A 13,675-nucleotide genomic window follows, 5' to 3' on the forward strand; every position below is an offset into this window, starting at 1 on the left:
ATTGGGTAACCAACTTTACTGTATGTTACTGGAGCACCATGAAATGAACCACCACTTCCTTCTAATACTTGGCTTCCTGTGCTAAGTTCGTCAACGTTGTTTTTGATACTTGAAAAATTACCAGTCACATTGAAATTAAACTCTCCAATTTTCTCATTGTAAGTTAAACTCATTTCATATCCTTTATTAGTTACATTTCCAGCATTTGTATAAGGATTATTATTTGACCCAACAGACAATGGAATTGGCACTCTTAAAAGTAAGTCAGAGGTTTGTTTATTGAAATAGTCAAAAGTATATTGTAGTTTTCCATTCCATAAATCAAGATCTAAACCAAAATCGGCAGTTTCTGTAGACTCCCATTTTAAACCAACTCCTGGAGAATCTGTTTGAATATTTCCACTCCATAAAGTATTTGGTTCTCCTACTCCATAACTTATACCAGAAGTAATTAATCCTAAATATTGGTAATCTCCAATTTCTTGATTTCCTAATACACCATAGCTAGCACGTAATTTCAAATCTGTAATTGGGGTCTTTAGATTAGTAAAAAATGTTTCTTTACCTATACCCCATGCAGCAGAAACAGAAGGAAAATTACCCCATTTATTGTCCGGACTAAATCTAGACGAGCCATCACGTCTAACAGTAGCTGACAGCGTATATTTATTATCATAAGAATATATCACACGCCCTAGATATGAAACTAAATTATTCTCCAAATTATAACCAGTTACAGCTGGCTGTACCGCTCCTGCAAGCACATAAATATTATCAGGTATTCCACTAACAGAACTTACTACTGATTTGAAACCATTATTATAAATTGTATATCCAGCCAAAGCATTCACATAATTCTTACCAAAAGATTTTGTATAATTCAATGTGTTTTCTACCTGAGTGTATAGATTAAATTCATCTGTATGAGACAAATCGTTATCTAAATTTTTAAAGAATCCACCCACCTCATAACGTGGAGTATAATTATCTCTTTTGTATTCTGATACAGTTGCCCCAACATTTAATTTATATTTAAAATCTTTGAAAAAACTAGCTTCAACATATGTATTTAATAAAGCTTGGTAAGTATCACTTGTTACATCAAAAAGATTTAATGCCGCTACTGGATTAAAAATATCAGTCACAGAACCAGAGGCTCCACCGTATCCTCCTATAGCATTTTCATCATAAATGGCAAAACCTGGAATCATAGTAATGGCTGCTCCAAGAACATTTCTTCCTTGTCCAGGAATACCAGGCAATTCTTTTCTTTTTTCTTTGGTTAACAAAATTGTTTCTCCAATTTTAAATATCCCTTTTTTATAATCTGATTTCACTCTCATGTTGAAACGGTCGTAATTTGTTTCTTTAATCACACCCTCTTGATTATAATAGTTTAAAGACATACTGTATTTTAAATTATCCGATCCTCCTAGAAAACCTAAAGAGTAATTTTGAGTAGGTGCAGTTCTAAAAATTTCATCTTGGTAGTTAACTCCAGCTCCACCCACTTCAGGATTAAGAGCAATATCCAATGGTGCTTTTCCAGCTGCAGCATATGCCGCATTACTTACTTTTGCCCATTGTTCTTGATTCAATAAATCTAATTGTTTTGTCACACTAGCAACCCCACCAAATACATCTAAAGTAACTTTTATATCCCCTTTTTTTCCATTCTTAGTTGTAATAATAACTACACCATTTGCAGCTCTCGAACCATAAATTGCGGCAGCGGCGGCATCTTTCAAAACTTCAATTGATTCAATATCATTTGGACTCAAGCTATTCATAGATGCAACTTGAATATCATCTACCAAAATCAAAGGAGTGTTATTATTTAATGAACCTGCTCCTCTAATCTGAATTCTAGTTCCAGAACCTGGACCACCTCCTGCAGATTCTACAGAAACACCTGCAACCTTACCTTGAATTGCACTACCTAAGTTGGTATTACTTTGAGCATCCAGTTGCTTGGCTTTCAAACTAGCTATAGCACCAGTAGCACTAGTTTTTTTTACGCTACCGTAACCTATAACAACTACTTCATTTAAAGCATTGCTTTCTTCTTTTAATGAAACATCAATAACATCTCTACCATTTATTGCTTCTTCAATGGTAGTATATCCAACGTATGTAAAAACTAATATATCTTTTGCATTCGTCACATTTAATTTATAAGTTCCGTCAAAATCTGTAATGGTTCCATTCGTAGTTCCTTTGACAGAAACAGTAGCACCCACAATTTTTTGATCTGTTTTACTGTCTCGAAGTGTTCCTGTAATAGTATTCTGAGCCTGCATGCTAATACACGACGTCAAAATAAAAATCGACAGTGCGAGTTTAGATGTAATGAAAGATCTTAAATTTTTCATTCTATTAACATTCTTTTTCTTTTTCATAAATTCATAGTTTTAAAATAGTTTGGTTATTAAATTGAGTTTGGTTATAAAAAACATTCATAGTAGCAGTCACTTATTGCGAATAAAATATAAATATTTAATATTAATAGTTAATTAAAATTACGATATTAGTTTTTTTATCTTAAATTATTTGATATTACAGCAAACTTACAGTTACAAAAACAATTTTACATACCAGTACCCACCAGTTTTTTATAAATTTGGCTAAAAACTAGCTTTTCATATGAAAATAATTTCTACGAAAAAGAACCTTGATAATCCAAAATACAAACATATGGTCAAATTGACCTAAAAATAAATTAAGAAATAAAATCTTACAAAATAAAACCGACTTTAATCCACGAAAAAAGCCTTTTTGGCTATTTAATTATTCCGTAATACAGTCACATTAGGACACAACATTCTCAAAAAAAGGAAATTATTTTTGCCTTCATTATCAAAGGAAATTATTTAAAAAGTACTGGAATCATTATAAAACAGAGAATTTTATTACTGTTTGACTAGCTTAAAATCTTCAAAGAGGATATCTATAATTCATTTTTAAAAACCATTCAAAAAAATGTCTCTTCCGGTATTCTTTTCCGCCATTTAAATATTTCCATTTTTTAGAAATGTATAAATCAAAGTAATAGAAATTATACCAACCTCATTACTTTATTAACAAACTCTAACGATGTAATTGCAGTTATAAAAAACCCTACCAGTAAATGACGTAATCATCATCAATCAAATCAATTATAAATTAAAATTACTCTCCCAAAATTTATCAAAATCACAAAAAAACATCTATCAAGATCTGTATAAAAAGGAAAAACAAGACAAAACAAGCATAAAAAGTTATTACGATTTTACCTAGTTTTAGGAAGCCATTAGGAATGAATATTGGATTTGAAAAACTTCATAAATTATGAAATCATTATCGAATTTTCCGATAATGGAATAATCATTGAAGCGTTAACATCATCCAGAATGACATAGATTTGGCTCGGGTAATTGAGAAAGCTCGACAACAAAACTTAAAATTAGGAACTGATTTTGGAATCATTTCCTATATAGAACCCTATTAAAAAAGTTATTCCCGATGGGAATACTATTATTTTCACTGATTTTACTACCATAAAAAAACCTCGAATATTACTATTCGAGGTTCTCTTCACTATTTAAAGACACATATTAGTTTTAACATAAATCTTATAAGTATTTACAATTATAGTGCAGGAATAAGAATATATCTTTGATCGATATCATTGAACCAGATATCGTATTTACCAGCAGCAACATGAATATCAGCTCCAGCACTATCACCAATCCAAGTAGTGTCGGCAAGAAATTTAAATTTCCCTGCGGCTGTAAATGTATAAGTGATTTTCCAGATATGAGCATCAAAAGCTGACTTAGTCATAGGCACACTAGTTACCCAATTGTCTAAAGGAGCTGCATCACCAATTATACCAACTGAGGTATAAGTTGGCATAGTTCCTGTGTAAGGAGCAATAGTATAGGTTAATGCTTTAAGATCAATTGCAAAAGTATAATACCCTGCCGCAGTAGTTGGGAAAAGTCCTGGATCTGCATCACTTTCTGTAGCTCTGTATTGAACTTTATCTCCATTAGCACCATACATTGGAGCCCAAAAACCAGTTTGCTCAAGCAATTTAAATCCATCAGCATTAAAATAACCTGTATAATATTGTTTTTCAGGAACTAATGGATCTCTGAAAATTGGCATAACAGCCATATTTGCATCCCATCCCGCAGAAGTTCCAGGACCAATCAAATACAAATCTTTTGTTGGAAAAACTCCTTGATAAGGTTTTACAACGATAGTTATAGGAGTAGAATATTTTGGTTCAGAACCTGTAGTACCAACAGTTGACTTAATTCTAATATCGATAGTTCCGTCAACATCTGGAAGTAATCCTAAATCTAAAGCTTTTGTGTTCAACTCTGAAACACTCATTGTAGCGTGCGTAGTAGTCAAAGTAGAAATATCCACAGGAGCCGCAAACTCAGTATTGCTTGCCGCAAATTGAACTGTATAACTCACAATGGTTGGTGTACCATAACTCACAGCTTCCCAAGTTAATGTAAGAGCAGTATTGTTTGGAGTAGCATCATTTAATTCAATTTTAGCGCCAGTATCTGGAGTAATAATTGCGAAATCTGCCGCCTGAGGCTCCAATATCAAGAAATTTTCCTCGTTTTCGCACGACCACATACCTAGAATAACGGCCAATGCTATAAAATATTTGAATATATTTTTCATGTTTTTATGTTTTATAATGTTAGTGGATTTTTTAGTAACCTGTATTTTGAGTTAAGTTATGATTAGCTCCCAGCGACCCAACAGGAACTGGAAAAAGACTCATATGCGATGGAATTGAAATCCCTGTAGAAGCATTTCCTTTCCAAGCCCAGTTGTATGAACCACCGGTATATTTACCAAAACGGATTAAGTCTTGTCTACGATGCGCCTCCCAGTGCAACTCACGGGCTCTTTCGTCAATTAAGAAATCAAGAGTCAAGTCGGCTGCAGTAATGTTTCCAACTGTTGAACCGTTATTGGCTCTTTCTCTCAAATCATTTACATAAGTCAATGCCTGAGTAGCATTTCCGTTACCGCCTCTCAATGTTGCTTCGGCATACATTAAATATACATCAGCCAATCTGAATAAAGGAAAATCTGCATCTGCATAAGTAGAACTGCTTCCATTCACACCAGTTGAAGTTTTGTTCGAATACTTAGACAAAATATACCCTTGTGTTTTCACTCCAATATCTGCTATATCAATTATTCTTTGTTTTGACGGATCTCCTTGAACACCTGTACCAATAGTTTTACGGGTATCTTGATTGAATTTTCCACCGTCAAATTTTTGCACAAATTGTTTTCTTATTCGAAGTGCTCCACTCCATCCTCCGATACCAAAATCGGCACCATTATTTTCCCAAGCTCCAATTTGACCATTAGTCAATACTGTAGTCGCGCCCCAGTTTTGAGAAACAACACCATCTGATTGGATTCCGAAAATCATCTCTGGCGAAGTATTGTTATCAGCTTTAAAATTGTCTAAATAATTTGGTTTCAAAGAATACCCACCTGCGATAATCGCTTTACATTGATCAACACAATCATTGTAACGATTAGCTTGAATATACACTTCCGCATTCAAATAAATTTTAGCCAAAATCATTCTAGCCATACCTTGATCTACTCTACCGTAAACATTGGTACGTGCTGCTTTCAAATCTGGAAGAACTGCTAACAATTCTGATTCAACAAAATCAAACAATTGTTTTCTATCGAATTCTGGACCTGCATAATTGATCGGGTCATTTTCGGTATACATTGCTGCTTTACCAAACAAATCCATCATATTATAATACGCATAAGCGCGCAATACTCTAACTTCTTTTCTGTAAAGAGCAATATCGGCCAATCTTGCAGCATCAGTAATCCCTCTTGATTGTAATTTTTCGGGAGTACTTTGACGCAAAAACTCATTGGAATAAGCCACCGAAGCCATTGTTCTACTGTACATTCCCAAAATGATAGGATTTGAAGCAGTCCAAATGTTTCTTTGCAACTCGGCAGTTCCTTCATCTGCTTCATAACTCCAAACCAATTCGTCTGTTGTTAAATCTTGTAAATACAATAAACATCTGGTAAACTGACTTGTACCAGCATCAACTCCTTCCAGTGAAGAATTATTTGGACCAATAACTCCTGTCAAAGTAAGATTTCCATACACTCCGGCAAAAGCTTTTTCATATCCATTTGGCGAAGTATACAAGGCATCCGAAGACAAAACATCATCGTCTTCAGACACTACATTCAAGTCATCTGTACACGATTGAAATACAGTTGTCAATGCTAAAATGTAAATAAATATATATTTTTTCATGATTTTCTTTTTAAAATTTGATGTTAAGACCAAACAAAATAGAGCGTTGTCTTGGGTAAATGGTTTTGTCCACACCGTTGTTTGTGATTTCAGGATCCAATCCGCTGTATTTTGTAATTACAAACGCATTTTGAATTCCTGTTGACATTCTTAACGTAGCTTTATCATTTAACCAATTAGTAAAAGTATAGCCCAAAGTGATGTTATCCATTTTTAAGAAAGAAGCATCTTCAATATAAATATCAGACAGCACTACAGTTGAAGTCGTTTGAAAACCAGTATCTAAAATTGATGAAGGAACATTACTTAACACTCCACCGTTTTCCATAGAATCATATTGTGCTCTGGAAGCGTCAACTGCATTGAAAATTCGGTTACCGATGCTAGCTCTCAAATTGAAAGAGAAGTCGATGTGCTTATAATTCATAGTCGAAGCAAATCCAAAAGTCGCATCCGGATCCGGATTATGGTAAATGTATTTATCCGAATTATTTTTAATATTATCTCCGTTGATATCGGCAAAAGCGCCATCGATTGGTTTTCCAGCCGTATCGTACAATTGTTTGTAAACATAAAACGAGTAAGGAGCATAGCCTTCGCTAAAAATTTGACCCGGTGTTCCAGTACCAGCAATATTGTCTCCCAATAAAATATCAGTATTATTAACCAAATCCTTAATTCTTCTTTCAAATTTTGAAGCGGTAAAATTCACATTCCAATTGAAATTTTCCTTTTGAAACAAAATAGCGTTAAGACTTAACTCAATCCCTTTTGTTGTAAAAGAACCTACGTTTTGATACACACGATTCGAGAAATTACTTCCATCTGAAATAGCTGCATTCACCAATAAATCTTTTGATTCTTTAGCATATACATCTACAGATGCAGAGAGACGATTGTTTAAAATTCCGAAATCAAGTCCTGTATTAAAAATAGCCGTTTCTTCCCATTTTAAATTTTTGGTTCTTTTGCTGGATAAAGCAACCGGAACTGCAGTTTGTCCAAAATAGTATTGTGAATTTCCTCCACCTATTTCATATTTCTCCAAATAACCATTTGGTTCAGGTATATCTTGCTGTCCTGTAATACCATAACTCACTCTTAATTTCAAGTCAGATACCGTTTCACTATCCTTTAAAAAATCTTCTTTCATTTTCCAGGCAAAAGCTGCAGCCGGGAAATTACCCCAACGATTGTCTTCTTCAAATCTTGAAGAACCATCTCTTCTATAAGACAAAGTCAATAAATATTTATCTTTCAAATTGATGTTGGCTCTACCAAAAAATCCAAGTAAAACTACATCTGTATCAATAGTGGTTTCTGGAAAAGTAGAAGGCAAATCTGGATTCAAAATATTACCAGTTTCGTATTTATTACTTTCAAATTTTTGGTACGAATAACCCGCAGTAACATCAAAATTAAAATCACTCACAATTTTATTGTAGGCCAAATAGGTGTCCAATAATTTATTTCTCTTGGTAGCTTTGGTAAATTCATCTGTACCATAAGGAATATTTTCATTTGATGGTGCAGAACCTGCATCAGCTCCAACCAATCTTCTTCTCTCTCCATTCGATTCATCAAACCCAACGTTGACAACCGCTCTTAATTCAGGCAGAAAATGAAATTTATAATCGGCTTCAAAATTTCCAAAAAACCTATTGCTGGTTCCTCTGTCATTAGTCATCAGCAATTGTGCAACTGGATTTCTGGCTGCAGTAGAAATTAATGGATATTTACCGTCACTATTGATTCCCGAAGTATATTCAAAGAAACCTCCGTAAGGTGCCCCGTCAACCCTAACAGGTTGCGTTGGATCAAATCCTATGGCTGCACCTTCCACTCCATCAGTGAATCTGTTTTTTTCATTAGCATAATTTGCAGCTAGTTTTAATTTCAAATGATTCTCTAAAAAAGTAGGATTCATTACCAATCCAACAGTATTTCTTTTGAAAGTATTCGTTAGCCTCAATCCTTGCTGATCAGTATTTCCCAAAGTCAAACTTGTCGGAAGAATATCAAAAAGATTTCCCCTTACCGATAAATTCTGATCTACATACCCAGTGCTTCTATAAATTTCTTTTTGCCAGTCGGTATTAGCATTACCCAATTTGCTAACATCGTTTGGTCTTTTATCTGCAATAACAGCACGGAATTGATCGGCACTAAAAACGTCAACAGTATTCACCAATTTACCAGCTCCATAAAGCACATTGTAGTCAATTGCTAATGTTTTACTACCTTTTTTGGTCGTAATAATGATTACACCATTGGATGCACGCGAACCATAAATAGCCGTTGCAGAAGCATCTTTCAATACAGCGATCGATTCCACAGTACTTGGATTCAACGATGCCAAGAAAGAAGATGAACCAATGTTTGTATTGTTGTCCAATGGTAATCCATCAACAACAATAAGTGGATCATTACTCGCAAAAAGGGAACTTCCACCTCTAATTCTCATTTCAGATTTAGAACCTGGAGCACCGGTAGAATTGACAGTTAAACCAGCAACTCTGCCTTTGAACAAATCTTCGGTAGTCACATTGGCTCCTTTATTGAATTCCTTACTTCCCAAAGCTACAACAGATCCGGTTGCATCTTTCTTTTTCACAGAACCATAACCAACGTTGATTTTTACTTCAACAAGTTGGTTGGCTTCCCCTATAAGACTTACGTTAAGTGATTTTTGGTTATTGAAGGTTATAATTTCATTTTTGTATCCAACAAATGAGAAGACGATTTTATCGCCTGCCTTCACATTTGAGATTTGAAATTTTCCATCAAAATCGGTTGAAACGCCATTGGAGACGCCTTGCACATTTACATTTACTCCAGAAATGGGCTGTCCAGAACCACTGTCCAGAACTGTCCCTTTCACAACATTCTGCGAAAAAGCGCAAAATGGCAGCAGGAGAAATAAAAATAACAACTTCTTGTAAATTGTTTTCATACTTTTTTGTTTAATTAAATTGATTTTGGGTTAGTTATTGATTCATGCATTGGGTATTCTAAATATTAATTTTGGGTAATTTTGGGTTCTTTCTATTCGAATTCTGAATCATACTTCATTATATTTTATAAAAGAAACTATTGTATACTAAGAGACTAAAACCTTTAATTGTAACTTTCATTATACTCTTTAAAATATATCATAGACAATTTAACAGAGTATAAATTAAAACTATCTAAAAATGTTTTCAATTTGAAAATTCCACTTTTGGCAACTCTTAAGTCAATTATTTGACATTCTTAATATTAAAACTGCTTTACAAAGTGTAATTATAAAAAAAAGAAAAAAACAACTTATTTCTTATTAAGCAGTTTTTTTATTATATAATCCTGCTTAAAATAAGATATATTCTTTTTTTGAATTGTTTTTTTATGAAATATGAAATTCAAAATTATGTGTTAAATTCACACTTCAATACCAGTACCTACCAGTTTTTTGTATATTTGAGCAAAAATCAACTTCAGCTATGAAAATAATTTCTATCCAAAACAACCTTGGCATTCCAAAATACAAACAGATAATTCAATCGATTGAAAAAGCAATTGAGGAAGAAAAACTTACAAAAGGAGACAGACTTCCATCAGTAAATAAAGTCTGTTTGGCCTTTTCATTATCCCGCGACACAGTCTTGTTAGGTTACGACGATCTCAAAAAAAGAGGAATTATTTTTGCCATTCCTGGCAAAGGATATTATGTAAAAAGCGTTGAAATCACAATAAAACAGAAGATATTTTTGCTCTTTGATGAGCTTAATATTTTTAAGGAAGACATTTATAATTCATTTCTAAAGCACATTGGAAAAAATGTACAGGTTGATATTTTCTTCCACCATTTCAATGTTCAAGTTTTTCAGAAATTGATAAATGACAGTAATGGAAATTATACTAAATACATCATTATGCCAACCAACTTAATAGATGTAGCTGCATCGATAAAAACCCTACCAGTAAATGACGTAATCATACTAGATCAAACCAATGACGAGCTAAAATCATTCCCTGCCATTTATCAAAACCATAAAAAAGACATTTTTGAAGGCTTGTATAAAGGAAAATCAAGATTAAACAAGTATAAACAATTCATTATGATTTTCCCCGGTTTTAGAGAACCTCTAGGAATGAAAATTGGGTTCGAAAACTTTTGCTCAGAATACGCCATAGATTATGAAATCATCAACGAATTCTCGGACAATGAAATAGTCATTGGGGGCGTATACATCATCCCGAATGACAGAGATTTGGTTCGGGTAATTGAGAAAGCCCGACAACAAAACTTAAAATTAGGAACTGATTTTGGAATCATTTCCTACAATGAGACCCCATTGAAAAAAGTGGTTTCTAATGGGATTACTACTATTTCCACCGATTTTACAGCCATGGGAAAACTCCTGGCCCAAATGGTTCTTACTGGAAAAAAAGAACAAATCGAAAACAAAAGTGCTTTGATTATTAGAAATTCACTGTAAAAAGCTACCCAAAAACTTTTCACAATTTTAAAATAAGAAGGCTAATTATAGCCTTCTTATTTTGAACCAAAACTTAAACTCAAAATCATTATTAAATTTAATCTTTTTAAATGTGCCTTATTTTTTCAGCTTGTAGAAATACAAAAACCAAATAAAGAATAAACCAATTTTATTTCTGCAAGCTAATATTGAGAGTATTCAAAACTCAAACAGTAGCACAAAACATTTTCTCTATTTTAAGTATTTGTTAAATTTATACCCAAAGGATATACTTCGGGCATAAATGTGTAAAAACAAATATTTACATTTCTCTGCCAAATGCCATTTCACAGATTCATGCAATTTTAAAACTGTCTAACTAACCAAAGACATTTACAAAATCAATAACAACAAACCACTGCATTATTGTATTTTATAGACGCAAAGTAAAGCTTAATTTAAAAGGCCTAGAAGGGGTAAATTCGAAAAAAAAGAGGGGCAAATTCGTAATTTCATGTTTTTTCAAATTGAATGTAATTATTTATTTATGACAAAAAAGTAATCTCTAGCATCAATGATGAAGAAACGCAACTATTTTTTACTGAAAAAATAGTTTAAAGCTAGGAGTTAAAAAATGATATTTTCTTTTTTGTTATTGTAAAACAAATTTAGCTATATTTGCAAATGTATTTTTTACACTTATTATTTTATTCTTTCTTACTCTCTCAAAAATAGTCAGTTATTGATGAGGCAAATCGAAATCAGAACGAAATAGTAAACCTCGATTATTCGATTTAAAATTGCACACTGATTAAAAGCTACCTAACTTTAAATCAAAAAACGTTTCTAAGTAAGAATTGGAAAAAAGAAACACTCCTATTAAAAATGATTTATAAAAATCAAAAAAAGTAGAAATATCAATAATACTATTACAACCAAATTAAAAATTATGAACCACAAAATGGACCAATTAGCCGCTGACAACATAAGAGCACTGGCTATTTCTATGGTAGAAAAAGCAAATTCAGGACACCCGGGAGGTGCTATGGGAGGAGCAGATTTTATGCATATTTTATACACTGAGTATTTAGATTTTGACCCAACTCAAATGGATTGGCCTTTTAGAGATCGCTTTTTTATGGATGCGGGACACTTATCGGCTTTGATGTATGCACAATACTATTTATTAGGAAACTATAAAAAAGAAGATGTACAACAATTTAGACAATGGGGTTCTGTAACGCCAGGACATCCTGAAGTTGATGTTTTGAGAGGAATCGAAAACACTTCGGGACCATTAGGGCAAGGACATGCAATGGGTGTTGGTGCAGCCATCGCAGCCAAATTTCTTGGAGCAAGATTCAAAGGACTTTTCGACCACAAAATATATGGTTTTATCACTGATGGAGGGATTCAGGAAGAGATTTCGCAAGGAGCAGGAAGGATCGCCGGACATTTGGGATTGAACAACTTTATTATGTTTTATGATTCTAATGATGTACAACTTTCTTCGATGACCGATGAAGTGACTTCCGAAGATACTGCCATGAAATACAAAGCTTGGGGTTGGAACGTAATTACCATCAACGGCCATGACCATTCGGAAATCCGTGAAGCATTGGACACTGCTAATAAAGAAACTGACAGACCAACCTTAATCATCGGTAAAACGATCATGGGTAAAGGTTGCGTTACTGCCGATGGTTCTATGTATGAAGGAGAATGTGAATTGCACGGAAAACCTATCGGGGACACTAAAGCAGATTATATCAAAACGCTTTTAAATCTCAAAGCAAATCCAGAAGATCCGTTTGCAATTTTTGAAGAAGTAGCTGCGCATTATAACAATATCCTAGCAAAAAAAACAGAAAAAGCTTCTCTCAGAAAACAACAAATAGCCAAATGGGAAAATGAAAATCATGAGTTAGCTAAAAAAATGCAATTATTTTTATCAGGGGAATTACCCGAATTGGATTTGAGCAGCGTAGTTCAAAAACCGAATGCAGCAACTAGAGATGCCTCGTCTGCAGTGCTGGCTTATTTAGCGGAAAACGTAGAAAACATAATCGTGTCTTCGGCAGATTTATCCAACAGTGATAAAACAGATGGGTTTTTGAAAAAATCATCGGTACTGCAAAAAAATGATTTCAACGGCGCCTTTTTACAGGCTGGAGTTGCCGAATTGACCATGACTTCCATCGCCAACGGTATTGCTTTGCATGGAGGCGTGATTCCGGTAGTGGCGACTTTCTTTGTATTCTCGGATTATATGAAACCTGCCATACGATTGGCTGCGATTCAAGAATTACCTGTGAAATACGTACTTACGCACGACTCATTCCGTGTGGGAGAAGATGGTCCAACCCACCAACCTATCGAGCAGGAAGCGCAAATGCGTTTGTTAGAGAAAGTAAAAAACCATTCTGGACACCAAAGTTTGCTGGCGTTACGCCCAGCCGATGCTACCGAAACTTCAGTGGCTTGGGATATGGCTTTGAAAAACACCAAAACACCAACAGCCTTAATTCTTTCAAGACAAAACATAAAGGATATTCCTGCCACCAATTCAAGATATCAGGAAGCAATAGCTGCCAAAAAAGGTGGTTATTTGGTAAAAGAAATTGCAAATCCAGACATCACTTTAATCGCAAATGGATCTGAAGTTTCGACACTTATCGATGCCGCAATAATTTTAGAAAAAGAACATAATCTAAAAATAAACATCGCTTCCATTATTTCCGAAGGCTTGTTTAAATCGCAATCCAAATCGTACCAAGAAAGCATTATTCCTAAAGAAAAATTAGTTTTCGGACTTACGGCTGGACTTCCTGTAAACCTTGAAGGATTGATAGGTGATAGTGGAAAAATAGTGGGGTTAGACCATTTTGGATAT

Annotated in this window: 6 protein-coding genes; 2 read left to right on the forward strand and 4 right to left on the reverse strand. The window is 33.9% G+C overall.

The window, feature by feature from the left end:
* The 4 genes from VFS71_RS04710 to VFS71_RS04725 form a co-directional block, all read right to left on the reverse strand.
* Nucleotides 1–2,399 (reverse strand): SusC/RagA family TonB-linked outer membrane protein (locus VFS71_RS04710; RefSeq protein ID WP_326399676.1); only part of this gene is annotated, 2,399 nt, incomplete at its 3' end.
* A 1,228-nt stretch (nt 2,400–3,627) separates the two neighbouring features.
* Nucleotides 3,628–4,686, reverse strand: a complete 1,059-nt coding sequence (locus VFS71_RS04715) for a SusE domain-containing protein (protein WP_326399677.1) — start codon at nt 4,684–4,686, stop codon at nt 3,628–3,630.
* Nucleotides 4,687–4,717: 31 nt separating this feature from the next.
* The gene (locus VFS71_RS04720) at nt 4,718–6,325 is read right to left on the reverse strand and encodes a RagB/SusD family nutrient uptake outer membrane protein (RefSeq protein ID WP_326399678.1); all 1,608 of its coding nucleotides are present in this window, start codon (nt 6,323–6,325) and stop codon (nt 4,718–4,720) included.
* A 10-nt stretch (nt 6,326–6,335) separates the two neighbouring features.
* Nucleotides 6,336–9,278 carry a SusC/RagA family TonB-linked outer membrane protein gene (locus VFS71_RS04725; protein ID WP_326399679.1) on the reverse strand — a complete coding sequence of 981 codons (2,943 nt, stop codon included), beginning with the start codon at nt 9,276–9,278 and terminating at the stop codon, nt 6,336–6,338.
* Between the two features lie 526 nt (nt 9,279–9,804).
* On the opposite strand from VFS71_RS04725, the gene VFS71_RS04730 reads away from it, so the two are divergent.
* Both VFS71_RS04730 and VFS71_RS04735 read left to right on the forward strand, forming a co-directional pair.
* Nucleotides 9,805–10,803, forward strand: coding sequence for a GntR family transcriptional regulator (locus tag VFS71_RS04730; RefSeq protein WP_326399680.1), 999 nt, complete (start codon nt 9,805–9,807; stop codon nt 10,801–10,803).
* Between the two features lie 928 nt (nt 10,804–11,731).
* Nucleotides 11,732–13,675: transketolase (locus VFS71_RS04735; protein ID WP_326399682.1), on the forward strand; the 1,944-nt coding region annotated here is incomplete at its 3' end.

The organism is Flavobacterium sp., assembly GCF_035760125.1.
Taxonomy (GTDB): domain Bacteria; phylum Bacteroidota; class Bacteroidia; order Flavobacteriales; family Flavobacteriaceae; genus Flavobacterium.

Excerpts from the sequence above, each read along its gene's own strand:
- VFS71_RS04715 (WP_326399677.1), bottom strand. The coding sequence starts at position 4,686 with ATGAAAAATATATTCAAATATTTTATAGCATTGGCCGTTATTCTAGGT.
- VFS71_RS04720 (WP_326399678.1), bottom strand. The coding sequence starts at position 6,325 with ATGAAAAAATATATATTTATTTACATTTTAGCATTGACAACTGTATTT.
- VFS71_RS04725 (WP_326399679.1), bottom strand. The coding sequence starts at position 9,278 with ATGAAAACAATTTACAAGAAGTTGTTATTTTTATTTCTCCTGCTGCCA.
- VFS71_RS04730 (WP_326399680.1), top strand. The coding sequence starts at position 9,805 with ATGAAAATAATTTCTATCCAAAACAACCTTGGCATTCCAAAATACAAA.